Genomic DNA, 25,286 nt, shown 5'->3' on the forward strand with positions numbered 1-25,286 from the left:
CGCCGTCTGCAATGCGTCGAATCTGGCTGCCGTTTCTTGTCTCCGTTCTGCTCGCCGCGTGTGGAAGCGTGCCGCAGGAGAGCACGCGCAAGCCGGCGGCATCGTCGACAGCCGCGAATCGCACGTACAAGCCGCCTCCTGGTTTCCCGACTTTCGTCGACCATAGCGTCGGGCGCGAGGAAATTTCGATTCAGGCGATGGCGCTCGTTGGTGTGCCGTATCGATGGGGTGGGAATACGCCGGAAGCGGGCTTCGATTGCAGCGGACTCGTACGCTACGTGGTGGATCGCGCGGCATCGGTGAATCTGCCGCGAACGACCGCCGAGATGAGCGGGCGCGGGGAATCGATCGAGCCGGACGGCGTTGCGCCCGGCGATCTGATTTTCTTCAACACGACGGGGCGGGCGCATTCGCATGTCGGGATTTATGTCGGCAAGTTGCGGTTCGTGAATGCGCCATCGACGGGCGGGACGGTCCGGCTCGATTATTTGACCAATCCTTATTGGGCAAAGCGTTTCGACGGAATCCGGCGCGTTGCGCCGCCGAAGAGCGGGCCCGCGCCTTTCGATGCGCCGACGTACTTGGCGTCGCCTGCTGGATCTGACGTGCCGACGGCGGCGGGTGCGAGCGCTCAGGCTTCGGCTAATGGACGGTTATCTTCGACGCCTGCCGATTCATATGCTCGGGAAAGCGCGGCGGGGACGAGTAACGAAGCATATCAACCGCCTGTATCGGCATTGAATGCGGGGGAACGGCGAAGCACGGTGACTAATACCGCACGATCCAACGCCGATGCGTTCGAGCCGCCGCCATCCAGTTTGAGTGCTGCGCAGCGGCAGGCGCTTGCGGCCGGCGCGACGGCCAGTTCCGCGCGATCGAATGCCGATGATTTCGAGCCGCTCCCATCGACCTTGACCGCGGCGCAGCGACAGGCACGCGCGGCAACCGGTACTGCACAATCCAGTACCGATGCCTTCGAGCCGCCGCCACCTACTTTGAGCGCGGCGCAGCGTCAAGCGCTTGCGGCAGGTGCAACCACCAATACCGCACGATCCAGCGCCGACGCCTTCGAACCTCCGCCACCCGCCTTGAGCGCCGCACAACGCCAAGCCCGCCTTGCCGGTGCAATCGCGCCATCCGCGGTGGCAGGCTCGGCAAACGCTTCCCCCGATCCCATCCAAGCCGCCGCTGACGCCTTCGAACCGCCGCCGCCGACATCGAACGCCGCACGCAAGCAAGCGCGCGCGGCGCAGGCAACGAGCGATCCCGCCGATCCGCCCGCGCACGTCATCCGCGCATCGACCGGCTCGCTTACCGCGCCGCGTTCGAACCAAGCTGACGATCCCATCGCGCGCTTCGCCACCGGCAGCAACTGAGACTCACACGAGATTCAAGGCGCGCGGCCGCGTCCCGAAACACCGACTTTGAGGCCGGAATCTCTTCGTCGCGCTGTTCGCGTCTGCCGTTTTGTTCTGTCCGCGTTGCCCTATATCGCCGGATTTAGGCTTCATGGATAGAAATAGCCCTTCGGTTTCGGCACCGCCGCGCGCGGCTCAAGCGCATCGATACATATCGAACCGAGCGAAACGCAACTCCATCGCCATCCACAGTCGTCGCCCCTCTCTGCTATCGTGACTGGATCCCGCCGCGACAGGCGGCGCAATCAGAAGGAGCCAATCACCATGGACTTGGGTCTTGCCGGGAAAGTCGTCCTGATCACGGGCGGCAGCAAGGGAATCGGTTTTGCATGCGCAAAAGCCTTTGCAAGCGAAGGCGCAAAAGTCGCGATCGTCTCGCGCGATGCCGCCAACCTCGCGCGCGCCCGCGAACAACTCGCGAAAGAAGGTCATCACGTGCATCTCGCCCGCGCCGATCTGCACGAAGCGCACAGCGCCGAAGATGTCGTCGAGGAAGCGAGCGCCGCGCTCGGCCCCATCGACATCCTGATCAACAGCGCCGGCGCCGCGCGCCGGTACGATCCCGACACGCTCGACGCTGCCGCGTATAAAGCCGCGATGGACGCGAAATACTTCTCCTACGTCTATCCGCAGCAAGTGGTGCTAAAGCGCATGGCCGAACGCTTGCGCGGCGATCCGAACATAGAGCCGGGCGCGATCGTGAATATCGTCGGCATGGGCGGCAAAATCGCGTCGGACATTCATATTGCGGGCGGCGCGGCCAATGCGGCGCTCATGCTCAATACCGTCGGCCTTGCGCATCACTATGCCAAGCTCGGCATTCGCATCAACGCGATCAATCCGGGATCGACGCTCACCGAACGCGTCGAGGAAGCCCTCGCGCTCGAAGCCGAACGGCAAGGGACGACACGCGACGCCGTGCTCGCCGAGAGCCAGTCGAAGGTGCCGCTTGGCCGCTACGCGAAACCCGAGGAAATCGCCGACGTCGCGCTGTTCCTAGCGAGCCGTCGCGCGAGTTATGTATCGGGCGCAATCATTCCGATGGACGGAGTGTCGTCGCCGATCATCTGAGAGCGACGCCGCCGAGCGCGGCAATCGATTTGCAACAGATGCAAAACGGCCCCGTCGTGAACGGGGCCGCTGAAGAAACCGACTACAAGATTCGGTGGCCGATCCACCAACCGACCGCCGCGAGCACCGCGGATGCCGGAATAGTCAAGATCCACGCCCACACGATATTTCCCGCGACGCCCCAGCGCACCGCGCTGAATTTCTGCGTCGCGCCCACACCGACGATGGCGCCCGTGATCGTATGCGTGGTGGACACTGGAATGCCGAGGAACGATGCGACGAAGAGCGTGATCGCCCCGCCCGTTTCCGCGCAAAAACCACCGACGGGCTTGAGCTTGGTGATCTTCTGACCCATGGTGCGCACGATGCGCCAGCCGCCGAACAAAGTGCCAAGACCCATCGACAGGTAACACAAACCGATAACCCAGATAGGCGGCGCATCTGCCGCGGAAGAAGCGTAGCCAGTCGCGATCAGCAGCATCCAGATGATGCCGATGGTCTTTTGCGCGTCATTCCCACCGTGGCCGAGCGAGTAAAGCCCGGCGGAAATGAGCTGCAAGCGCCGGAAGCGCCTGTCTACCTTCGATGGCGGCGTGCGGAAATACAGCCACGACACGAGCAGCATGAAAAACGAGCCGAGCACGAAGCCGAGCAGCGGCGAAATGAAAATGAACGCGACAGTCTTGAGAAGACCGTCCATGTTGAGCGATCCCCAGCCCGACTTGGCGAGCGCGGCACCGACGAGTCCGCCGATCAGCGCGTGCGACGAGCTAGACGGAATGCCGTAGTGCCATGTGACGATATTCCAGCCGATCGCGCCGACGAGCGCGCCGAAGATCACGTAGTGGTCGACGATATCGGGATCGATCGTTCCCTTGCCGACGGTCGCCGCGACCTTCAGGTGGAAGATGAAATACGCGATGACGTTGAACGCCGCCGCGAAAGCGACCGCTTGTTGCGGCTTGAGCACGCCGGTGGAGACCACCGTGGCGATGGAGTTGGCCGCGTCGTGAAAGCCGTTCATGAAGTCGAACGCGAGCGCGACTATGACGAGCAAGGCGACTGCCCAGATGGCGAGTTGAATCGAATGCATCGGTTGCTTTTGTTTTGACCAGCTGTGAAAAGCGCCGGTTTTGTCCTCTTGACCCGCCGCACGGAGCTTTGATCACGCGCTGGCGGGCATGGCCGGCGTGGTCAGGCGTTTTCCAGAACGATGCCTTCGATGATGTTCGCGACGTCTTCGCACTTGTCGGTGATCGTCTCCAGCAACTCGTAGATGGCCTTCAGCTTGATCAGCGTCTTGACGTCGTCTTCCTCGCGGAAAAGTTTCGACATGGCGGAGCGCAAGACGCGGTCGGCGTCGGATTCCAGGCGGTCGATTTCTTCGCAGATCTTCAGGATTTCGCTCGCGCGCTTCATGTCCGCGAGCAATTCGACCGCCTTCTGCACACGCAGGCACGTCGCCGTGCAGATGTGCGCGAGCTGGCTCGCCTCGGAAGTCACCGCGCGTACGTCGTAGAGCGAAATGGCCGTGGCGACGTCCTCCATCAAGTCGAGGATGTCGTCCATCGTCGTGATGAGCTTGTGGATTTCGTCGCGATCGAGCGGCGTGATGAAAGTCTTGTGCAGCAGATCGATGGTTTCGTGCGTGAGCTTGTCGGCGCGCTTTTCGGCCGTCTGGACGTTCTGCTTGTGGACCTCGGCTTCGTCGAGGTTATCGATCAGCAATTCGAGCTCGCGGCTTGCATCGATGATGCATTTCGCGTGCGCGTTGAAAATCTCGAAGAATTTGCCCTCGGTGGGCATGAAACGACCGAACATGAAAATCCCGAAAAATGGGTCAATGAGACAGACATCAAACCGACATATTGTACCTTTGCCCGGCAGCCCACGCACCGCGCGCGAAGCGCCGCGCGGCGCGTGTCGACACGAAGTCTTGACATCGAGCAGAAGGGATGCGCGCGGCTTCGGGCGTTATTCGCCGTAAAAACTCTGCGCGCCGGCGAAATTGTCGAACTTCGTGTATTGGCCGTGGAAAGTCAGCCGCACGGGCCCGATCGGACCATTACGCTGCTTGCCGATGATGATTTCCGCCGTGCCCTTGTCCGGGCTGTCGGGGTTATAAACTTCGTCGCGGTAGATGAAGAGAATCACGTCCGCGTCCTGCTCGATAGCGCCGGATTCCCGCAAATCCGACATGATCGGACGCTTGTTGGGGCGCTGTTCCAGACCGCGATTCAACTGCGAAAGCGCGATCACCGGCACGTCGAGTTCTTTCGCGAGCCCCTTGAGCGAGCGCGAGATTTCCGAGATTTCGGTCGCGCGGTTTTCGCCGCCGCCGGAGCCGGACATCAGCTGCAAATAATCGACGATGATGAGCCCGAGTTTGCCGCACTGCCGCGACAAGCGCCGCGCGCGCGAGCGCAGTTCCATGGGGTTCAGACCGCCCGTTTCATCGATGAAAAGCTGCGCCTCGCTCATTTTCTGAACCGCGTGCGTGAGCTTCGGCCAGTCTTCGTCGGTGAGGCGGCCGGTACGCATTCTGTGTTGATCCAGCCGGCCGACCGAGCCGAGCATACGCATGGTCAGTTGCGTGCCGGGCATTTCCATCGAGAAAACGGCGACGGGCAGACCATACTCCACCGCCACGTATTCGCCGATGTTCATCGAGAACGCTGTCTTACCCATCGACGGACGTCCCGCCACGATGATCAATTCGCCGCCGTGCATGCCCGACGTCATGCGGTCGAGGTCGACGAAGCCGGTTGGCGTGCCCGTGACATCGCTTGGATTGGCCGTGTGGTAAAGCGTGTCGATGCGCTCGACAACTTGCGTAAGCAGCGGTCCGATTTCCAGAAAGCCCTGCGTGCCGCGTGCCCCGTCCTCGGCGATGGAAAACACACGCGATTCCGCCTCGTCCAGAATCTGGCGCACTTCCTTGCCTTGCGGATTGAAGGCATCGGCGGAAATTTCATCGGCGACGGAAACCAGGCGGCGCAGCACCGCGCGATCGCGCACGATTTCCGCGTAACGGCGAATGTTCGCTGCGCTAGGCGTGTTCTGAGCAAGCGCATTCAGATACGCGAGCCCGCCCACTTCCTCGGCCTTGCCCGCCATGTTGAGCGCTTCGTAGACGGTAATGACGTCGGCGGGCCGCGTGGTCGAGATCAGCTTGCCAATGTGCTCGTAGATGATCCGATGGTCATAGCGATAAAAATCGCCTTGCGACATCACGTCGGCGATTCGGTCCCACGCCGCGTTGTCCAGCAGCAAACCGCCGATCACCGATTGCTCGGCTTCGATCGAGTGCGGCGGAACCTTCAGCGCGTCGAGTTGCGGGTCTTTGGACGGAGCGTTCATGGGGTGGAATTATCGATGAAATAGACGCAAGCGGACAATAAAAAAGGCAGGAACCTGAAACGGTTCCTGCCCTTCTTTTCTGCCGGACTCGGCTGGCTGGGCGTGAAGCCTTACCAGCGGTCCGCAGCGACCTTAGGCGTGCTCGCCCAGCACCGACACCGTGACGTCGACCAGCACGTCCGTATGCAGCGCCACTTGAACAGCGTGGTCACCCACCAGCTTCAGCGGGCCTTGCGGCAGACGCACTTGCGCCTTTTCCACTTCTGCGAAGCCTTGAGCCTTGAGTGCTTCGGCGATGTCGGCGTTCGTGACCGAGCCGAACAGACGGCCGTCCACACCTGCCTTCTGCGAGATCTGAACCGTGAAGCCGTTCAGCTTTTCGCCTTGCTTTTGCGCGGAAGCCAGCTTTTCAGCAGCAACCTTTTCGAGATCGGCGCGGCGCACTTCGAATTCGGCGATTGCGTCTTTCGTTGCGCGGCGAGCCTTCTTGCCGGGGATCAGGAAGTTACGTGCGTAGCCGTCCTTGACCTTGACGATGTCGCCCAGGTTGCCCAGGTTGACGACTTTTTCCAAAAGAATGATTTGCATTTTGGCTTGTTCCTTATGCGTCGTCTGATTAGGCCTTGTGCAGGTCGGTGTACGGCAGGAGCGCGAGGAAACGCGCGCGCTTGATTGCCGTGTCGAGCTGGCGCTGATAGTGCGCCTTCGTGCCAGTCAGACGAGCCGGCGTGATCTTGCCGTTTTCGCCGACGAAGTCCTTCAGCGTTTCCGTGTCCTTGTAGTCGATGTACTCGACACCGGCCGCCGTGAAACGGCAGAACTTCTTGCGCTTGAAGAGCGGGTTTTGTTGCTGACGACGCTTGTCGAATTTCTTACCAGTCGGGCGGGGCATGTTCAGTCCTTTCCAATGTCCTGCAATTCTGTGATGTGAAACACCAGGGTTCGTGCGTTGCGGCTTTTTTTAGCCAGAAAGCCGGTGAAGCGTGTTTCCACGCCCATCTGACAGCTTTCCAGTCTGCCGCTCACCTCGCCGGCGGCTACGGCCGGCATTGTCAGTTCGACTTGACGGGCAATGCCCGCTTCGACGACTTCCGTTCGGTGATGCAACGTGCAGCTTGCGATTGGTACGCCGGCGGGCGTGTATCGCACCGGTTCGCGTTCCACGACGCTTGCTGTCAGTTGCAGCCTGTTCACTTAATTCCTGGTGGCTGACGAAAATCTTCGCCTTAAGCCTGCGCTTCGGACGGCTGCGAGGCCGCCTTCTTGGCTTCTTCGCGCTGCACTTCCTTCATCATAGGCGATGGGCCGGTTTCGGCCTTCTTCATCTTGACGATGAGGTGACGCAAAACGGCGTCGTTGAACTTGAATGCGTGCTCGAGTTCTTCGAGCGTAGCTTGATCGCATTCGATGTTCATGCAGACGTAGTGAGCCTTCGCGAGTTTCTCGATCATGTAGGCCAGTTGGCGACGGCCCCAGTCTTCGATACGGTGGATCTGGCCACCGTGCGAGGTGATCGTGCTCTTGTAGCGCTCGATCATGGCGGGCACTTGCTCGCTCTGATCGGGATGCACGATAAATACGATTTCGTAATGACGCATATTCACTCCTTGTACTGAACTTTTGGATTAAAGCCACCCGGGCGTCGGACCGGTGCGGCAAGTGAGAAGCCCAAGACTATAACGCGATGCCTTCCCCAAGGCAAGCCAAATCGGCGGTTTCCGAAAGACTTTGGCCATGATTTCAAGCAGTTACAACGTGGCCGCACAGAGCCGCACGAGTCGCACACAGCCGCACACAGCCGCACAGAGCCGCACGAGCCGCACAAAGCCGCGCGAGCGACGCTCAAGCTGCGTGCGTCCCGGCGGGCAATGGTTCGCCGGGAAGCGCGAGCGGACGGCTCCAATAACCGTCCTGCGCGTAAATTTCCTTCAAATAATCAATAAAGTAACGCACGCGCGCCGGAACGTAGCGCTGCTGCGGATAAACCGCGAGGATGTCGTAGTCGGGCAGCTCGAAGTCGTCCAGCACGGTTTCGAGTTCGCCCGACGCCAACTGACGCTGAATCTCCCAGGTCGAACGCCAGCCGAGCCCGAGCCCCTCCGACGCCCAGCGATGCAGCAACTCGCCGTCGTTGCAGTCGAGATTGCCGGTCACGCGCACCGTCACGAGCTTGCCGTTACGGCGGAAGTACCAGCCGCGGTTCTGTCCGCCTTGCAGATTGAACGCAAGACAGTTGTGATTCGGCAAGTCTTCGAGCGTCTTCGGCCGGCCGTGCTTCCTGAAATACGCGGGCGTGCCGCAAACCACGCGGCGGTTGCTCGCGAGCTTCACGGCGACGAAGTTCGGGTCCACCGCCCCGCCGATGCGGATCGACAAGTCATAACCTTCGCGCACCAGATCGACGACGCGGTCGGTCAGATTGAACGACATCTGCAATTCCGGTTTATCGACGAGGAAAAGCGGCGCGTGCGGCGCGACATGCATGCGCCCAAACGCCGCCGGCGCCGACACGATCAGATGCCCGCCCACCGCGCGCCGGCCGGCCGCGAGTTCGTTCTCGGCCTGATCCCACTCCGCGAGCAGATTCTTGCAGCGGTCGAGAAACGCCGCGCCCTCTTCGCTCACGACGAGCCTGCGCGTCGAGCGATACATCAGTTTGACGCCTAGGCGCTTTTCGAGCGCGTCGATGCGCCGGCCCAGGATCACCGGCGACACGCCCTCTTCCAGTGCCGCCGCCGCGAGACTGCCGGCTTCGGCCACGCGCACGAAGGTTTCGATCTGCTTGAAGCGGTCCATCTCTTTGTCTCCGGCCTCATTCGATACTTTTTGTTTGGTAAAAAACGACTGCGGTTGATCTTATCAAACCTTTTGCACGCGCCTAAAGTGCATCGGAAGCCTGCTGCCATGCGCACGACCAAGACAGCAACCCCGAATAGAGACCCCTGGAAGGAGACAACCATGCCCAAGATGAGAGCCGTCGACGCAGCCGTCCTCGTGCTGGAGAAGGAAGGCATCGACACCGCGTTCGGTGTTCCCGGCGCCGCCATCAACCCGTTTTACTCGGCGCTCAGAAAAGCCGGCAGCATCAGCCATGTGCTGGCGCGCCACGTCGAGGGCGCCTCGCACATGGCCGAAGGTTATACGCGCGCGGCTCCCGGCAATATCGGCGTTTGTATCGGTACGTCGGGGCCGGCGGGCACGGACATGATCACGGGCCTCTACTCGGCTCAGGCGGATTCGATCCCCATTCTCGCGATCACGGGCCAGGCGCCGCGTGCGCGTCTGTACAAGGAAGACTTCCAGGCCGTCGATATCGAATCGATCGCCAAGCCCGTCACCAAGTGGGCCGTCACCGTGCGCGAACCGGCGCTCGTGCCGCGCGTGTTTCAGCAGGCGTTCCATCTGATGCGCTCGGGCCGTCCGGGTCCGGTGCTGGTCGACTTGCCGATCGACGTGCAGCTCGCCGAGATCGAGTTCGATATCGACACCTACGAGCCGCTGCCGATCTACAAGCCGAAAGCCACGCGCGCTCAAGTCGAAAAAGCGCTCTCGATGCTCAACGACGCCGAGAAGCCCTTGATCGTTTCCGGCGGCGGCGTGCTGAACGCAGCGGCGGAAGATCTGCTCGTCGAGTTCGCCGAAACGCTCGGCGTGCCAGTGATCCCGACTTTGATGTCGTGGGGCGCGATTCCCGACGATCATCCGCTGATGGCAGGCATGTGCGGTCTGCAGACGTCGCACCGCTACGGCAACGCGACCATGCTCGCGTCGGACTTCGTGCTTGGCATCGGCAATCGCTGGGCGAATCGCCATACGGGCAGCGTCGAGGTCTACACCAAGGGCCGTAAGTTCGTGCACGTGGATATCGAGCCGACGCAGATCGGCCGCGTGTTCGGACCGGACCTCGGCATCGTGTCGGATGCGAAGTTCGCGCTCGAACTCTTCGTCGAAGTGGCGAAGGAATGGAAAGCCGCGGGCAAGCTTGCGGACCGTTCGCAATGGGTCAAGGACTGCCAGCAACGCAAGAGCACGATGCTGCGCAAGACCCACTTCGACCACGTGCCGATGAAGCCGCAGCGCGTCTACGAAGAGATGAATCTCGCGTTCGATCGCGACACCTGCTTCGTCTCGACGATCGGTCTTTCGCAGATCGCGGGCGCGCAGTTCCTGCACGTGTTCAAGGCGCGCAACTGGATCAACTGCGGCCAGGCCGGCCCGCTCGGCTGGACCATTCCCGCCGCGCTCGGCGTGCGCGCCGCGGACCCGCAACGCACGATCGTCGCGCTCTCGGGCGACTACGACTTCCAGTTCATGATCGAGGAACTCGCTGTCGGCGCGCAGTTCAAGCTGCCTTACGTGCACGTGGTCGTGAACAACTCGTATCTCGGTCTGATTCGTCAGGCGCAGCGCGGCTTCGACATGGACTACTGCGTGCAGCTCGCGTTCGACAACATCAACGCGCCGGAGCTCGAAGGATACGGCGTGGATCACGTCGCGGTCGCCGAGGGACTCGGCTGCAAGGCGCTGCGCGTGCACAAGCCCGAAGACATCGCGCCGGCGTTGAAACAGGCTCAGGCGCTCGCGGCGCAACATCAGGTGCCGGTCGTGGTCGAGATGATTCTCGAACGCGTGACCAACATCGCGATGGGCACCGAGATCGACGCGATCAACGAGTTCGAAGAGCTCGCCGAAACGCGCGCCGATGCGCCGACCGCCGTGACCGTGACGCCGCTCGACTGAGCGTCCTAGAACTGACCGACCATCAGGAATAAAGACATGCCGAAATTTGCCGCGAACCTGACCATGCTGTTCAACGAAGTCCCTTTCCTCGACCGCTTCGCGGCGGCGTCGAAGGCGGGCTTCAAGGCGGTCGAGTTCCTGTTTCCGTATGCGTACTCGACCGGCGATTTGCAAGCACGCATCGAGGAACACGACCTGCGGATCGTGCTGCACAACCTGCCCGCGGGCAACTGGGAAGCGGGCGAACGCGGCATCGCCTGCCTGCCGGGTCGCGTGAGCGAGTTCCGTGAAGGCGTGCCCCGCGCAATCGAATACGCGAAGGCGCTGAAGGTGCCGCAAGTGAACTGCCTCGTTGGCATTCCGACGGCGGGGGTATCGAAGGAACAGGCGCGCACGACGATCATCGAAAACCTGCGCTTCGCCGCCGATGCATTGAAGAAGGAAGGCATCCGCCTGCTCGTCGAGCCGTGCAATGCCTACGATATTCCGGGCTTCGCGCTGAACCGTTCGTCCGAAGGGCTCGACGTGATCCGTGCGGTCGGCTCGGACAATCTGTTCCTGCAATACGACATCTATCACATGCAGCGCATGGAAGGCGAACTGGCCGCGACGATCAAGAAGAACCTGCCGTCGATCGCGCATATCCAGCTCGCCGACAATCCGGGGCGCAACGAACCGGGCACGGGCGAGATCAACTACGCGTTCCTGTTCGATCTGCTCGATTCGATCGGCTACGAAGGATGGATCGGCTGCGAATACAAGCCGCTTGCAAGCACCGAAGCGGGCCTTGGCTGGCTTCGCACGATCGCCGCCGCAAAGCCGCGCGCCGCCGCTTAAAACCCGAGACACAAGGAGAGCAAGAGAGTATGGCAACCATTGGATTCATCGGCCTTGGCATCATGGGCGCGCACATGGCGCGCAACCTTTTGAAGGGCGGTCACAAGCTCGTCGTGAACGGCAAGTTTCCGGTGCCCGACGACATCCGCGCACAGACGCAAGTCGCGGCCGATTCCACCGGCGTGGCGCAAGCGAGCGAGATCGTCATCACGATGGTGCCCGACACGCCCGATGTCGCCAACGTCCTCTTCGCCGATGACGGCGTGGCCAACGGCCTCACGAAGGGCAAGCTCGTGATCGACATGAGCTCGATCAACCCGCTCGATACGCAGGACTTCGCGAAGAAGATCAACGCGCTCGGCTGCGACTATCTCGATGCGCCCGTGTCCGGCGGCGAAGTGGGCGCGCGCGAGGCATCGCTCACGATCATGGTGGGTGGCCCGCAGAAATCGTTCGATATCGCGAAGCCTCTGTTCGATCTCATGGGCAAGAACATCTCGCTCATCGGCGACAACGGCGCGGGTCAGACCTGCAAGGTGGCGAATCAGATCATCGTCGCGCTCAACATCGAAGCCGTCGCCGAGGCCTTGTTGTTTGCCTCGCGTTCGGGCGCCGATCCGGAACGCGTGCGCCGGGCATTAATGGGCGGGTTCGCCGCGTCGCGCATTCTCGAAGTGCACGGCGAGCGCATGACGAAGCGCACGTTCGACCCGGGCTTCCGTATCGAACTGCATCAGAAGGACTTGAATCTTGCGCTCGAAGGCGCGCGCAAGATGGGTCTCGCCCTGCCCCACACCGCGAGCGCGCAGCAGTTGTTCAGCGTGTGCGCGGCCAATGGCGGCAAAGCCTGGGATCACTCGGGACTCGTGCGGGCGCTTGAAATCATGTCGAACTTCCAGGTTGCTCAAGAACCGCAGAAGGCGAAAGCCGCGGCTTGAACGACCGGTACCGTGGGGCGTCCCGCGTATGGGCACGCGGGACAAATGCCGCTCTGGGCTGAGGGCGGCAAGTGGGGTCCGAGAGCGGCACCCGTCGGTCGAGCCGGGTAAGCCTTGGTCGGTCAGACGGTTTTCCGTCGGGTGTCCGCGTCGGATTGTTGGATCGCGCATGAACCAGCCATTGTCACAATCTCCGAACTATCCTTGAAGTGATGCGACTAACGAAGCCTTGCCCTGGCGCAAGCGCTCACCATCGACACTTAAGGAGTTCAGCAATGGGAATCCTCAGCTTTATCAAGGAAGCAGGCGAGAAGCTCTTTGGTGCAACCTCGCAAACCGCGCAGGCCGCGCCTGCGGCCGTGGATGTCGCGGAGCTCAATCTCAAGGCCGGCGAAGCCATCGCGACGTACATTCGTTCGCAAGGGCTCGAAGCGCAGGATCTGCAAGTGAAGTACGACGGCGCGTCGCACACGGTCACCGTATCGGGCGAAGCGGCGGATCAGGCCACGAAGGAGAAGATCCTCGTCGCGGCGGGCAACGTGCAGCACGTGGACAAGGTGGATGACCAACTGACCGTGCCGTCGCCCGCTCCGGAGTCGCAATTTCATACGGTCGTGGCCGGCGACAATCTCTGGAAAATCGCGGAGAAGTATTACGGCAGCGGCGCGAAGAACGATGTCATCTTCGAAGCCAACAAACCCATGCTCAAGAGCCCGGACAAGATCTATCCGGGACAGGTGCTACGCATTCCGGCTGCAAGCTGAAGCAACGAAAAACGCGAACTCCGGTTCGCGTTTTTCGTTTCAGTTTTAGTACGTCTCGAAGATGCGCTGCAGGCCGGGCGCATCGCTCACGCCTCTCGCAAGCGCCAGTTGCAACAGCACGCGCGCCTTGTACGGATTGAGCGTGCCCGCGCTGACGGTGCCGAGCGCATCGTCGGATGCGGCGCCGTTGCGCATCACATGGCCCGAGCCGACGCGCGACGAACGCACCACCGCCACGCCTCGCCCAATGGCATCGGCGAAGGCTTGCGCGAGCGTCGAACTCATGGAGCCGTTGCCGGTACCCGCAAGCACGATGCCCTTCACGCCAGCGCCGACGAGCGCATCGACCGGAACGCGCGATACGCCCGCATAACTCGCGACGATTTCGACCATCGGCCAGTCTTGCGGAACGGTGAATTCGCTCGCGAGCGTGTGCGGCCGCACGACCGTGCGTTGGAAGTCGACGCGTCCGTCCTGCACGAAACCGAGCGCGCCCGCTTCGGGCGAACGAAAGGCATCGACGGCATAGGTGCTCGTCTTCGTGACTTCGCGTGCGCTGTGGATCAAATTGTTGAACGCGATCAGCACGCCCTGCCCCGCCGCCTGCCTCGAAGCGGCGACCGTGAGCGCGTTGAGCAGATTCAACGGACCATCGGCGGACAGCGCACTGGAGGGCCGCATCGCCGCGGTCAGGACGACCGGCTTCGCGCTCTTCACCGTCAGATGCAGCAAGTAAGCGGTCTCTTCGAGCGTGTCCGTGCCGTGCGTGACGACCACGCCATCGATATCGTCTTGCGCGAGCAGTGCATCGATCCGCCGCGAAAGCGTCGTCCACAGCGCGGGCGTCATGTCCTTGCTGTCGATGCTCGCAATCTGTTCCGCGTGAATGCGCGCGACCGAGCCGAGCGCGGGCACGGCTTCGAGCAGCTTGTCGACGCCGACCACGCCTGCCTTGTAACCCGCTGTCCTGGATGCATCGCCAGCTTGTCCGGCGATGGTGCCGCCCGTCGCGAGAACGGCGAGGCGCGGCAAGGTATCGAGAGAAGTGTTCATGCCGGCGATTGTAAATCAGCCGGGATGAACCTGAACTCGCTCAAGCCGCTTCGCGCAGTTGCGCCGCGATCTGCGCTTCGTCGAGTTGCGGCGCGAACATCTCGATCAGCCGGTAAGCGTAAGCCCGCAAGAACGCGCCCTTGCGCAAGCCGACGCGCGTCGTGCTCGCCTCGAACAGATGCTGCGTATCGAGCGCGACGAGTTCGCTGTCGCGCTTCGGGTCATACGCCATCGCCGCGACGATGCCGATACCCATGCCAAGCTCGACATACGTCTTGATCACGTCGGCATCGATGGCGGTGAGGACGATATCGGGAATGGCACCCGCGCTCGCGAAGGCCTGGTCGATATGCGAGCGTCCCGTGAAATCCTGATCGTAAGTAACGACCGGATACTCGGCGATCTGTTCCAGCGTGATGTTCTCGAGTCCGACGAGCGGATGGCCCTTCGGCACGACGACCGTGTGATGCCACGAGTAGCACGGGAACGTGACGATGTCGGGATAGCGGTCGAGCGCTTCCGTCGAGATGCCGATATCCGCTTCGCCATTGATGATCATCTGCGCGATTTGCTGCGGACTACCCTGACGCAGCGCGAGATGCACCTTCGGGAACACTTCCGTGAACTGGCGGATCACCTTCGGCAGCGCGTAACGCGCTTGCGTGTGCGTCGTCGCCACGACGAGATGGCCGTTGTCCTGATCCGCGAACTGGCGCGCGACGCGGCGCAGGTTTTCAGCGTCGAGCAACATGCGCTCGATCAGCTGATGCACCTGTTTGCCAGGCTCGGTGAGGCCGGTCAGACGCTTGCCGCGTCGGATGAAGATATCGACGCCGAGTTCGTCCTCGAGGTCCTTGATCTGCTTCGACACGCCCGATTGCGACGTATAGAGCACGTTTGCGACCTCGGTCAGATTCATGTTCTGACGCACTGCTTCGCGCACGAAACGCAATTGCTGGAAGTTCATTTCAGCCTCTCTTTATGCCGTTGCTTTTGTTTGTTGTGCCCCGTTCGCATCGCCTGCCGGGAAGACGCGCAACGCGCGCGGCACGGCGGTCGCGCCGTCGCCTACGTCGAGTCGCAGCGTGCGCCACGACTCGCGGTCGAGTTCCGCTTCGAGAATGCGCCCCGAGTCGCCTTCGAGTTCCACGCGCACCGAGCCGCCGAGCGTCACCACGCGCCGCACGCCGACCACGATGCCGTCGCGATGCGTGCCATCGACGGGATAGATCGCCAGATCGTGCGGACGCACGTAGGCCAGCGCGCGGCCGCTGAAATGCGCGGGCACGGCAATGGCCTGCGTGGCGCCATCGGCGACGAAGCCGTTGGCATCGACATGACCTTGCAGGCGATTGGCCGCACCGAGGAACTCGTAGACGAACGAGGTCTGCGGATGGTCATACACGTCTTGCGGGCTGCCCACCTGCTCCACGCGCCCGTGATTCATCACGACGATGCGGTCCGCCACTTCGAGCGCCTCTTCCTGGTCGTGCGTGACGAAGAGCGTCGAGATATGCAGATCGTCGTGCAGACGGCGCAGCCAGCTACGCAATTCCTTGCGCACCTTGGCGTCGAGCGCGCCGAAAGGTTCGTCGAGCAGCAGCACTTTAGGTTCGACGGCAAGCGCTCGCGCCAACGCGATACGTTGACGCTGACCGCCCGACAGTTCGGACGGAAAGCGCTCCGCGAGCCAGTCGAGTTGCACGAGCTTCAACAATTCATGCACCTTCTCGCGGATGACGGCCTCCGTTGGCCGCTCGCGGCGCGGCTTCACGCGCAAGCCGAAGGCGACGTTCTCGAACACGGTCATGTGGCGGAACAGCGCGTAATGCTGGAACACGAAGCCGACTTGCCGCTCACGCGCGCCCACTTCGGCAACGTCCTCGCCGTTGAGCACGACCTGACCGGCATCGGCATATTCGAGGCCGGCGATCACGCGCAAGAGCGTGGTCTTGCCGCAGCCGGAAGGTCCGAGCAGCGCGACGAGTTCGCCCGACGGAAAATCCAGCGTGACGTTGTCGAGCGCGGTGAAGGTGCCGAAGCGCTTCTGCAGATTGCGAACGATGATGCTCATGATTGATCCACGCCTTCCATTTATACGGTTGCCTTCACGTCGCTCAGCGTGGCCGTCATGCGGCGCTCCGCGAGCAGCTTCAGCCCGAGCGTGACGAGCGCGAGCAATGCAAGCAGCGACGCCACCGCGAAGGCGGCCGAGAAGTTGTATTCGTTGTAGAGAATCTCGACGTGCAGCGGCATGGTGTCGGTCTGGCCGCGAATGTGGCCCGAGACCACCGAGACCGCGCCGAACTCGCCCATCGCGCGCGCGTTACAGAGAATCACGCCGTAGAGCAGGCCCCACTTCACGTTGGGCAAGGTCACGCGCCGGAAGATCTGCCAGCCCGACGCGCCGAGCACGTGCGCGGCCTCTTCCTCGTCGTTGCCTTGCGCCTGCATCAACGGAATCAGTTCGCGCGCGACGAACGGGAACGTCACGAAGATGGTCGCGAGCACGATTCCCGGCACCGCGAAGATGATCTGCACATCGTGCGAAATCAGCCACGGTCCGAACCAGCCCTGCGCGCCGAACATGAGCACGTAGATGAGGCCGGAGATCACGGGCGACACCGAGAACGGCAAGTCGATGAGCGTCGTCAGAAGCGCCTTGCCGCGAAACTCGAACTTGGCGATGGCCCACGATGCCGCGAGCCCGAACACCACGTTGAGCGGCACGGCAATCGCGGCGGTCAAGAGCGTGAGCTTGATGGCCGACCACGCGTCCGGGTCCTTGAGCGAATCGAAGTAATAGTCGATGCCCTTCGCGAAGGCCTGCACGAACACGGCGACGAGCGGCACGACCAGAAACAGCGCGAGAAACACGAGCGCGATACCCGTGAGTATCCAGCGCACGGCGCGCGGTTCGGTGACGGGATTGAGCCGGTTGGTCTCGCCGCGCGCGGCGGTGTTCACTGGAAGCGCCTTGCTGTTTGGCGTGCTCATGCGTGACCTCCGCCCGGAGTTCCGGCATGCAGCGAGGGCCCCGCGGCCACCACGGGCGCCGCGCCCGTCTTGCTCGTGCGGCGTTGCAGGAACCATTGCAGCGTGTTGATGAGGAGCAGCATGAGAAAGGACACGCACAGCATCACGACGGCGATGGCCGTCGCGCCGGCATAGTCGTACTGTTCGAGCTTGGTGATGATGAGCAGCGACGTGATCTCCGATTTCATCGGTACATTGCCCGCGATGAAGATGACCGAACCGTATTCGCCGAGCGCGCGCGCGAACGCAAGCGCGAAACCGGTCAGAAGCGCGGGAAAGAGCGCCGGCAACACGACGCGGCGAAACGTCAGCCAGCGCGTGGCGCCGAGACATGCGGCGGCTTCTTCCTGCTCGCGCTCGAAGTCTTCGAGCACCGGCTGCACCGTGCGCACGACGAACGGCAAGCCGATGAACGTCAGCGCCACGAGCACGCCGAGCGGCGTGAACGCCACCTTGATGCCGAGCGGCGCGAGATACTGCCCGATCCAGCCGTTGCTCGCGTACACGGCGGCAAGCGAAATGCCGGCGACGGAGGTCGGCAGCGCAAACGGCAGATCGACGATGGCATCGACGACACGCTTGAACGGGAACGTGTAGCGCACGAGCACCCATGCGACCAGGAAGCCGAAGATCGCGTTGATGACCGCCCCGCCGAGCGCCGCCGTGAAAGTGAGCCGATACGACGCCAGCACACGCGGCCCGGTGACGGCGCGAACGAACTGCGCCCAGTCGAGCGTCGCGGTCTTGGCGAAGGTCGCCGCAAGCGGAATCAGCACCACGAGGCTCAGGTAAGCCACCGTGATGCCGATCGTCAGCCCGAAGCCGGGTAACGCACTCGGCTTTCGGAAAGTGAACGTTGTCATCTTTGCTTCATCCTTGATCGTCCTGCCTTCGGCGCCGGGGGATAAGCGCACTGTTTTTTTGTCTCGTCATGCGCGGCCGTCTTTGCGGCCGCTTTCATTGCGACTCGAGCGCCTCGCGGCGCCCGGTCTCTTGCCTGCTTACTGCGGCTGATAAATCGAATCGAACACGCCGCCGTCCGCGAAGTGCGTCTTCTGCGCTTTGGTCCAGCCACCGAAGGTGTCGTCGATGGTGTAGAGCTTGAGCTTGGGGAACTGCTTGGTCAGCTCGGCGGGCACCTTGTCCGAACGCGGACGATAGAAATTGCGCGCCGCGATCTGCTGGCCTTCGTCGCTATACAGATACTTCAGATACGCTTCGGCCAGCTTGCGCGTGCCGTGCTTGTCGACGACCTTGTCCACCACCGCCACCGGCGGCTCGGCCAGAATGCTCACCGAAGGAACCACGATCTGAAACTTCTCCGGACCGAATTCCTTGAGTGACAGGAACGCCTCGTTTTCCCATGCGATCAGCACGTCCCCCTGACCGCGCTGCACGAAGCTGGTGGTCGCGCCGCGTGCGCCGGAATCGAGCACGCCTGCGTTCTTGTAGAGCTTGGTCACGAACTCCTTCGCGGTCTCTTCGTTGCCGCCGGGCTTGTGTTGCGCATACGCCCACGCCGCCAGATAGTTCCAGCGCGCGCCGCCCGAGGTCTTCGGGTTCGGCGTGACGATCGACACGCCCGGCTTGGTGAGATCGTCCCAGTCCTTGATGCCCTTCGGGTTGCCCTTGCGCACTAGAAACACAATGGTCGACGTGTACGGCGATGCATTGTCCGGCAGACGCTTTTGCCAGTCCGTGCCGACGATGCCCTTGGAGGCGAGCGCGTCGATGTCGTAAGCAAGCGCAAGCGTCACGACGTCTGCCTGAAGCCCGTCTAGAACCGCGCGCGCCTGGCCGCCGGAACCGCCATGAGATTGCTTGAAGGTGACCGTTTCGCCGGTGTCCGCCTTCCACTTCTTCGCAAAGGCCTGGTTGAAGTCCTGATACAACTCGCGCGTCGGATCGTACGAGACGTTCAGAAACGACGTGTCCGCGTGCGCGGTCGCCGAGATTCCGAAACTCGCCGCCGTGATCGCCAGCGCGGCAAAGAGTTGTTTCGCGCCGCCCTTCAATCCAGCCCTGATGCTATGCATTCCCCGTTCTCCGTCTTATCGAATTGACGGAATCAGTCTAAAGGCGAGCTTATATGATTAGAAATAATTGTTTCTCACTTTTTTAGATGCAAAAGTGCTAAAGCAAGGTTTTTCGCAGTCCGAGCGACAAATAGCGACTGTTTGAGCGCGTTGCAGCCTTGTCAGTAAAGGATCTGGCGACGAACTTCAAGTAAAGCTTGAAAAGCTCGAAATACTGTATAAAAATACAGTCATCTGTCCATCCATACAGTGCGCCGAGGCTCCAGCAAGTGACCAAACCCTCAAAACTTACCGCGCGACAGCAGCAAGTGTTCGAGCTCATCCAGCGAGCCATCGACCGCACGGGCTTTCCGCCCACGCGTGCCGAAATTGCTGCCGAGCTTGGCTTCAGCTCCGCGAACTCCGCCGAGGAACATCTGCGGGCACTGGCGCGCAAGGGCGTGATCGAACTCGCGGCGGGTTCGTCGCGTGGCATCCGCCTGTTGGGAGGCTCCGCGCGCATCGACCGTTCGGACGATCTTCCGCATCAGTTCACCTTGCCGCATCAGAGCATCATGCAGTTGTCGCTTCCGCTGGTCGGGCGCGTTGCGGCGGGCAGCCCCATCCTTGCGCAGGAGCATATTTCGCAACACTACGCGTGCGACCCTGCGTTCTTTTCGGGCAAGCCCGACTATTTGCTGAAGGTGCGCGGCTTGTCCATGCGCGACGCGGGCATTCTCGACGGCGACCTGCTTGCCGTACAGAAGCGCAATGAAGCGAAAGACGGGCAGATCGTGGTCGCGCGTATTGGCGACGACGTCACGGTGAAGCGCTGGAAGCGCCGGCCAGATGGCGTGGAATTGGTCGCGGAGAATCCCGACTACGAAAACATCTTCGTGCGCTCCGGCAGCGGCGACTTCGCGCTGGAAGGAATCGCGGTCGGGCTCATCCGCTCCGGCGAGTTCTAACGTACGACTCGAGCGCGCGGCGCGTCAACACCGCCGCCCGCTTCGCCTCCTCGCCCTCGCGCGACGCGGCACGTTTCAAAAATTACAAGCATGACGGCCACCGCTCGCGGCGTGCCGCGGTGCGTCCTATCGTCTGTCGTCTGTCGTCCGCCGTCTGGAGAGTCATCATGGAACGTTTCGCCCGTTTGCTGCCCTTTCGTCAGTTTGGCCGTCTGCGTCATTTGCGCTCGCTGATCTCATGCGCCGTGGCGCGGCCTGAAGCGGCGCCCGATCTCTTCGACGAGATGCCCGCGTTGCCGTCGCGTCAACCCGCCTTCGCCCGTGTGTCGCTCAATAGCGCGGTGCATGCGGAATCGGAACAGCGCGCGCCGGTGCGGGTGTATCGCAGTGAGTCGCGGGTAATCATGGTCGGCAATATCGGCGAGGTGTCGCGCATGATCGACCGGTGTATCGACGAGGAACGCGCCGGCGTTAGCAGCGGCATTCTGGCCTGAGCGCGGTAGAGCGTTTGCCGAGTGAATTTGAGTTATGTGTAATGCAGGCAGTCCGCAATCTATCGGCTGCAAGGAATGAAGCTCGGGATATATCCGGCGTGAACATGGTCAATCGTTCTTTCATGTCACCCATGTCACGCCGGGGGTCGTTCCTTCGCATGTCCCGCACTACGCGTTATTTCGTCGCCACGCTCGTTATTCTCTTCATCGTTGCAGGGTTAAGCCTTGTCTATGCGTCGCCCTATATCGCGCTGAACCGCGTCAAGCACGCGGCCGATGCGCGCGATGCACAGACCGTCAACGAATACGTCGACTTCCCCGCGCTGCGTGAAAGCCTCAAAGAGCAAGTCGGCGCACTGCTGACGCGGCGCGTCGATATCCAGAAGAGCGGCAATCCGCTCGCGATCATCGGTGCAATGATCGGCGCGGCGCTCGTAGGGCCGCTGGTGGATTCCTACGCTACGCCCGAAGGCGTCGCCGCGATTTTGAATGGCATTCCGCCGCGCGGAGATCCAGGCGAGCATCCACCCGCTATCGTGCCACCGGTTCGAGACGGTCAGGCGGCGGCGAGTTCACCGCCTTCCGAAGCGGCATCGAGCATGGTTGCGACTCAAGAACCGCCGCGACAACCACCGCAGACCACGGCCGGATATCGCAGCTTCGATACGTTCGTGGTGACCTACCAGCACGGTGCCGGCGATGCGCGGTACTCCGCGATCTTTCATCGGTACGGGTTGATAACGTGGAGGCTGGTCGCGGTTGATTTGAACGGGTGAGTTCGTTGTTGGACAACCTTTAAAGTGCCGGTAAGCGCTTCATGGATTTCTTGCGGCGTTAAGCGTGCGCTGCCGTCATTCAAGGCTACGGCAACTGGCGCTGATAGCGCAAAACAGCACTGGCCCGACGCAGGCCAGCCTCATCGCGCAAACCTATCCTCAAACACTTACTTCGGCCCGGTCCGGCTTCGCCGCATAAGCCGCCTCATCTTCCGCTTCGGCCGACTCACCTGCCTGACAAACCGCAACCAATATGCTGCATGACACGCGATCGAGCAGCGGTGTGTTGCCCGCGCCCATCCACCAGCGCGCGAGACCGCTGCGGCATCGATGGCCGACCACGACCAGATCGACCTTGAGACTTTCCGCCAGCGTGGCGATTTCATCGATCGGATGCCCGAATGCGAAATGGCCCTGCGCCTGCAAGCCGCGTTCGCGCAGCCACTCCACGCCTTCTTGCAGGATGTCGCGTGCGGCATCCTCGAACCGTCCGCATGCCATGTCGGTCAGAAGACCGGCGCTTTGCGCAATGCTCGAACGCATATCCACCACCGCCAGCACGTGCGTCTCCGCGTTCAAGGCAAGCGCGAGATTCGCGCCCTGACGCAACGCCTTGCGGCCCTCTCTGGAGCCGTCGTAGCACAACAGGATTTTTCGATAGCCTGACATCATGATCTCCCTGCCGCGTAGCCGATGGTGTCGGCAAATCGAGTGCGGCGCATCTTCATCATGGTAGGTCGCCTCATGCGTGGCAACGATGGAAAACGCTTACACGGCTACAAGCACTAGCGCACACCGTGCCAGAGGCCTGCGCGCCTTGCCGGGCAAGCGCCCGGCGCCATTTGCCAAAACAACAGGAAGACGCGATGCACGCTTCGATCACAGGAACGATGCATGCGCTTGCATGCAAAGCGCCGCGCTGGTGCATTGGATTACACTAGCCGGCTGAGTTTTTTCCTCGCAGGACCGCCGCATGACCGACATAAATCACCGAGCTGGCGCGAACTCAAACGCGGCGCCAGCGATCGAATTCAGCGAAGTCAGAAAACATTACGGCGAGCGAAGTGTCGTCGATGGCTTGTCGTTCGACGTTCAGCCTGGCGAGTGTTTCGGCCTGCTTGGCCCGAACGGCGCGGGCAAGACGACGACGCTCAAGATGCTGCTCGGCATTACATCGCCCGACAGCGGCACGATCCGTCTCGTCGGCGAACCCGTGCCAGCGCGCGCACGCTTCGCGCGGCAACGCGTGGGCGTCGTGCCGCAATTCGACAACCTCGATCCCGACTTCACCGTGCGCGAAAACCTGCTCGTCTTCGGCCGCTATTTCGGCTTGACAGGTGCGCGCATGGAAGCCATCGTGCCTTCGTTGCTCGAATTCGCGCGCCTCGAAAGCAAGGCCCAAGCGCGCGTCGGCGAACTGTCGGGCGGCATGCGGCGGCGGTTGACGCTGGCGCGCGCCCTCGTCAACGATCCCGACGTGCTCGTGATGGACGAACCCACCACCGGTCTCGATCCGCAAGCGCGCCATCTGATCTGGGAACGCCTGCGCTCGTTGCTTTCGCGCGGTAAAACCATTCTGCTCACGACGCACTTCATGGAAGAGGCCGAACGCCTGTGCGACCGGCTTTGCGTGATCGAGGAAGGCCGCAAGCTCGCGGAAGGAAGGCCGCGCGAGTTGATCGAATCGGTGATCGGTTCGGACGTCATCGAAATCTACGGACCCGATCCGCAGGCGCTGGCCGCCGAACTGGAACCGTTCGTCGCGCGCACGGAAATCAGCGGCGAAACGCTTTTCTGCTATGTCGACGACCCGCAGCCCGTGCATGCGCGCGTGAAGGGCCGGACGGACGTGCGCTATCTGCATCGTCCGGCGAATCTCGAAGATGTTTTTCTGCGCCTGACCGGGCGCGAGATGGTGGACTAATCAAGCGATGGACACTTTCGATCGATCAGGCGCAAGCATCGAGAAAACACGCCTGCGAGCCAAACACGCCGATACGCTCTCGCCCATGAGCAACGCGCTTCCCGCCAACGCGAGCAACTGGATGTCGGTATGGCGGCGCAATTATCTGGTGTGGAAGAAGCTCGCCATTGCATCGATGATCGGCAATCTCGCCGATCCGATGATCTATCTCTTCGGGCTAGGCCTCGGTCTCGGCTTGATGGTCGGCCATGTCGACGGCGTGTCGTACATCGCGTTTCTGGCGGCGGGCACGGTGGCGTCGAGCGTGATGATGTCCGCGAGTTTCGAGGCCATGTATTCCGGTTTCTCGCGCATGCACGTGCAGCGTACGTGGGAAGCGATCATGCATACGCCGCTCACGCTCGGCGATATCGTTCTCGGCGAAGTGATCTGGTCCGCGAGCAAATCGGTCTTGTCGGGCGTGGCGATCATGCTGGTGGCGGGCGCGCTTGGCTATGCGAGTTTTCCGTCGATGCTGCTCGCGCTGCCCATCATCGTGCTTACGGGACTCGCATTCGCGAGCACGGCGATGATCGTCACAGCCATCGCGCCGAGCTACGACTTCTTCATGTTCTATCAAACGCTCGCGCTCACGCCCATGCTCTTGCTCTCCGGCGTGTTCTTTCCGGTCGCGCAATTGCCTGCTTTTGCGCAGCATGTGACGCAGGCGCTGCCGCTTTATCACGCGGTCGAGTTGATCCGCGCCGCCATGCTCGGCCGGCCCGTGCACGGACTCGCGTTGCATCTCGCGGTACTCGCGGCGTATTCGGTCGTGCCGTTCTTCCTGTGCGCGTGGCTGTTTCGCCACCGCATGATGAAATAAAGGGCGATGAATCATCGCCCTTTATTCCGACAGACAACCACGGATTTACTTCACGCCGAACTCTTTGTGGCCGCCGAAGCCGAAGCGCATTGCCGAAAGCATGCGCTCCGGGAAGGCTTCGGCGTCGCGCGACCGGAAGCGCGTATAAAGCGCCGCTGACAACACTTGCGCCGGCACCGCTTCCTCGATGGCCGCTTCGATCGTCCAGCGCCCTTCGCCGCTATCGGCCACTTCGGTCGAGTAGCGTTCGAGCGAACCATCGCCCGCAAGCGCGCCCGCCGTCAGATCGAGCAGCCACGACGACACCACGCTGCCACGCCGCCAGACTTCCGCGACATCGGCCAAATCGAGCGTGTAGCGCTCGTTTTCCGGCAATTCGGTCGATTCCTTGTGCTTCAGAATATGGAAGCCCTCGGCATACGCCTGCATCAATCCGTACTCGATGCCGTTGTGCACCATCTTCACGAAGTGTCCCGAACCCACCGGTCCGCAATGCATGTAGCCGTTCTCGACACGCGCATCGCGTCCGTCGCGGCCAGGCGTCAAGGGAATGTCGCCGCGTCCCGGCGCAAGCGTCGCGAGAATCGGATCGATACGGTTTACCACCGCGTCATCGCCGCCGATCATCATGCAGTAGCCGCGCTCCAAGCCCCAGATGCCGCCTGACGTGCCGACATCGACGTAATGCAGGCCCTGCGCTTTCAGCTCGGCGGCGCGGCGGATATCGTCCTTGTAGAAGCTGTTGCCGCCGTCGATGATCACGTCGTCCGGGCTCAGAATCTGCCGGAGATCGTTGAGCGTGTCCTCCGTGATCTTGCCGGCGGGCAGCATGAGCCAGACGACGCGCGGCGTGGCAAGTTTTGCGACCAGATCGCCGAGATCCTTCGCGCCGGTCGCGCCTTCGCTCGCGAGTGCGTCGGTTGCTTGCGGACTGTGATCGTAGACGACGCATTGATGCCCGTCGCGCATCAGGCGGCGTCCGATGTTGCCGCCCATGCGCCCCAGTCCCACGATGCCAATCTGCATGTCC

At 62.0% G+C, this 25,286-nt stretch carries 27 protein-coding genes; 11 read left to right on the forward strand and 16 right to left on the reverse strand.

The genetic code is table 11. The annotated features are described in order from the left end of the window. Positions 1-11: 11 nt before the first annotated feature. Entirely contained in the window at positions 12-1,376 is a 1,365-nt protein-coding gene (locus NCR40_RS06670; protein WP_250509042.1) for an NlpC/P60 family protein, read from the forward strand. A 306-nt stretch (positions 1,377-1,682) separates the two neighbouring features. Next, positions 1,683-2,489 carry an SDR family oxidoreductase gene (locus NCR40_RS06675; protein ID WP_244825216.1) on the forward strand — a complete coding sequence of 269 codons (807 nt, stop codon included), beginning with the start codon at positions 1,683-1,685 and terminating at the stop codon, positions 2,487-2,489. A gap of 82 nt (positions 2,490-2,571) precedes the next feature. On the opposite strand, the gene NCR40_RS06680 is transcribed toward NCR40_RS06675, so the two are convergent. From NCR40_RS06680 to NCR40_RS06715, 8 genes are all read right to left on the reverse strand, one after another. Continuing rightward, on the reverse strand, positions 2,572-3,582 hold the full coding sequence (locus tag NCR40_RS06680; RefSeq protein ID WP_244825217.1) for an inorganic phosphate transporter: 1,011 nt from the start codon (positions 3,580-3,582) through the stop codon (positions 2,572-2,574). A 101-nt stretch (positions 3,583-3,683) separates the two neighbouring features. Next, positions 3,684-4,310 (reverse strand): DUF47 domain-containing protein, encoded by a 627-nt coding sequence (locus tag NCR40_RS06685; RefSeq protein WP_244825219.1) that lies wholly within the window; start codon positions 4,308-4,310, stop codon positions 3,684-3,686. 153 nt (positions 4,311-4,463) lie between these two features. Further along, entirely contained in the window at positions 4,464-5,849 is a 1,386-nt protein-coding gene (locus tag NCR40_RS06690) for a replicative DNA helicase (protein ID WP_244825221.1), read from the reverse strand. Positions 5,850-5,981: 132 nt separating this feature from the next. Then, complete coding sequence (rplI, locus tag NCR40_RS06695; RefSeq protein WP_244825222.1) at positions 5,982-6,437, reverse strand: 50S ribosomal protein L9; 456 nt, start codon at positions 6,435-6,437, stop codon at positions 5,982-5,984. 28 nt (positions 6,438-6,465) lie between these two features. Beyond that, complete coding sequence (gene rpsR, locus NCR40_RS06700) at positions 6,466-6,741, reverse strand: 30S ribosomal protein S18 (RefSeq protein ID WP_060857153.1); 276 nt, start codon at positions 6,739-6,741, stop codon at positions 6,466-6,468. Between the two features lie 2 nt (positions 6,742-6,743). Further along, positions 6,744-7,043, reverse strand: a complete 300-nt coding sequence (priB, locus tag NCR40_RS06705; RefSeq protein WP_244825224.1) for a primosomal replication protein N — start codon at positions 7,041-7,043, stop codon at positions 6,744-6,746. 32 nt (positions 7,044-7,075) lie between these two features. Further along, a complete protein-coding gene (rpsF, locus tag NCR40_RS06710) occupies positions 7,076-7,447 on the reverse strand; it encodes a 30S ribosomal protein S6 (protein ID WP_061117413.1) in 372 nt (123 codons plus the stop codon). Between the two features lie 244 nt (positions 7,448-7,691). Continuing rightward, positions 7,692-8,645, reverse strand: coding sequence for a LysR family transcriptional regulator (locus NCR40_RS06715; RefSeq protein ID WP_244825225.1), 954 nt, complete (start codon positions 8,643-8,645; stop codon positions 7,692-7,694). A 162-nt stretch (positions 8,646-8,807) separates the two neighbouring features. Between NCR40_RS06715 and gcl the strand changes: the two genes are divergently transcribed. The 4 genes from gcl to lysM all read left to right on the forward strand — a co-directional run bounded on the left by gcl (position 8,808) and on the right by lysM (position 13,128). Then, on the forward strand, positions 8,808-10,589 hold the full coding sequence (gcl, locus tag NCR40_RS06720) for a glyoxylate carboligase (RefSeq protein ID WP_250509043.1): 1,782 nt from the start codon (positions 8,808-8,810) through the stop codon (positions 10,587-10,589). A 36-nt stretch (positions 10,590-10,625) separates the two neighbouring features. Next, positions 10,626-11,426, forward strand: a complete 801-nt coding sequence (gene hyi / locus NCR40_RS06725) for a hydroxypyruvate isomerase (RefSeq protein ID WP_250509044.1) — start codon at positions 10,626-10,628, stop codon at positions 11,424-11,426. 29 nt (positions 11,427-11,455) lie between these two features. Further along, a complete protein-coding gene (locus tag NCR40_RS06730) occupies positions 11,456-12,364 on the forward strand; it encodes a 2-hydroxy-3-oxopropionate reductase (protein ID WP_244825230.1) in 909 nt (302 codons plus the stop codon). A gap of 275 nt (positions 12,365-12,639) precedes the next feature. Next, positions 12,640-13,128, forward strand: a complete 489-nt coding sequence (lysM, locus tag NCR40_RS06735) for a peptidoglycan-binding protein LysM (RefSeq protein WP_250464772.1) — start codon at positions 12,640-12,642, stop codon at positions 13,126-13,128. Positions 13,129-13,173: 45 nt separating this feature from the next. On the opposite strand, the gene NCR40_RS06740 is transcribed toward lysM, so the two are convergent. From NCR40_RS06740 to NCR40_RS06765, 6 genes are all read right to left on the reverse strand, one after another. Next, on the reverse strand, positions 13,174-14,181 hold the full coding sequence (locus NCR40_RS06740) for an asparaginase (protein ID WP_250492348.1): 1,008 nt from the start codon (positions 14,179-14,181) through the stop codon (positions 13,174-13,176). 40 nt (positions 14,182-14,221) lie between these two features. Next, the gene (locus tag NCR40_RS06745; protein WP_244825235.1) at positions 14,222-15,148 is read right to left on the reverse strand and encodes a CysB family HTH-type transcriptional regulator; all 927 of its coding nucleotides are present in this window, start codon (positions 15,146-15,148) and stop codon (positions 14,222-14,224) included. A 12-nt stretch (positions 15,149-15,160) separates the two neighbouring features. Continuing rightward, positions 15,161-16,255, reverse strand: a complete 1,095-nt coding sequence (locus NCR40_RS06750) for a sulfate/molybdate ABC transporter ATP-binding protein (protein WP_250509045.1) — start codon at positions 16,253-16,255, stop codon at positions 15,161-15,163. Positions 16,256-16,275: 20 nt separating this feature from the next. Then, positions 16,276-17,178, reverse strand: coding sequence for a sulfate ABC transporter permease subunit CysW (gene cysW / locus NCR40_RS06755; RefSeq protein ID WP_244825238.1), 903 nt, complete (start codon positions 17,176-17,178; stop codon positions 16,276-16,278). Further along, positions 17,175-18,080 carry a sulfate ABC transporter permease subunit CysT gene (gene cysT / locus NCR40_RS06760; protein WP_244825239.1) on the reverse strand — a complete coding sequence of 302 codons (906 nt, stop codon included), beginning with the start codon at positions 18,078-18,080 and terminating at the stop codon, positions 17,175-17,177. The genes cysW and cysT overlap by 4 nt, the downstream gene beginning before the upstream one ends. 138 nt (positions 18,081-18,218) lie before the next feature. Next, the gene (locus NCR40_RS06765) at positions 18,219-19,253 is read right to left on the reverse strand and encodes a sulfate ABC transporter substrate-binding protein (RefSeq protein ID WP_244825240.1); all 1,035 of its coding nucleotides are present in this window, start codon (positions 19,251-19,253) and stop codon (positions 18,219-18,221) included. Between the two features lie 269 nt (positions 19,254-19,522). Here NCR40_RS06765 and lexA point away from each other — a divergent pair, with 269 nt between their 5' ends. The 3 genes from lexA (at position 19,523) to NCR40_RS06780 (ending at position 21,470) form a co-directional block, all read left to right on the forward strand. Continuing rightward, positions 19,523-20,200: a transcriptional repressor LexA gene (gene lexA / locus NCR40_RS06770; protein WP_250464764.1), complete on the forward strand. Its 678-nt coding sequence runs from the start codon at positions 19,523-19,525 to the stop codon at positions 20,198-20,200. A 167-nt stretch (positions 20,201-20,367) separates the two neighbouring features. Beyond that, positions 20,368-20,694 carry a hypothetical protein gene (locus NCR40_RS06775; protein WP_244825242.1) on the forward strand — a complete coding sequence of 109 codons (327 nt, stop codon included), beginning with the start codon at positions 20,368-20,370 and terminating at the stop codon, positions 20,692-20,694. Between the two features lie 158 nt (positions 20,695-20,852). Further along, a complete protein-coding gene (locus NCR40_RS06780; protein WP_250509046.1) occupies positions 20,853-21,470 on the forward strand; it encodes a DUF2939 domain-containing protein in 618 nt (205 codons plus the stop codon). A 159-nt stretch (positions 21,471-21,629) separates the two neighbouring features. On the opposite strand, the gene NCR40_RS06785 is transcribed toward NCR40_RS06780, so the two are convergent. Beyond that, the gene (locus tag NCR40_RS06785; protein ID WP_250464890.1) at positions 21,630-22,139 is read right to left on the reverse strand and encodes a universal stress protein; all 510 of its coding nucleotides are present in this window, start codon (positions 22,137-22,139) and stop codon (positions 21,630-21,632) included. Positions 22,140-22,443: 304 nt separating this feature from the next. Here NCR40_RS06785 and nodI point away from each other — a divergent pair, with 304 nt between their 5' ends. Further along, positions 22,444-23,394 (forward strand): nodulation factor ABC transporter ATP-binding protein NodI, encoded by a 951-nt coding sequence (gene nodI / locus NCR40_RS06790; protein ID WP_250509047.1) that lies wholly within the window; start codon positions 22,444-22,446, stop codon positions 23,392-23,394. A gap of 85 nt (positions 23,395-23,479) precedes the next feature. Continuing rightward, the gene (locus NCR40_RS06795) at positions 23,480-24,256 is read left to right on the forward strand and encodes an ABC transporter permease (protein WP_250509048.1); all 777 of its coding nucleotides are present in this window, start codon (positions 23,480-23,482) and stop codon (positions 24,254-24,256) included. Positions 24,257-24,301: 45 nt separating this feature from the next. Here the strand turns inward: NCR40_RS06795 and gnd are convergent, their stop codons facing one another. Next, complete coding sequence (gnd, locus tag NCR40_RS06800) at positions 24,302-25,282, reverse strand: phosphogluconate dehydrogenase (NAD(+)-dependent, decarboxylating) (RefSeq protein WP_250464758.1); 981 nt, start codon at positions 25,280-25,282, stop codon at positions 24,302-24,304. Between the last annotated feature and the right edge of the window lie 4 nt (positions 25,283-25,286).

This window comes from Caballeronia sp. GACF4 (genome assembly GCF_023631025.1).
GTDB lineage: Bacteria > Pseudomonadota > Gammaproteobacteria > Burkholderiales > Burkholderiaceae > Caballeronia.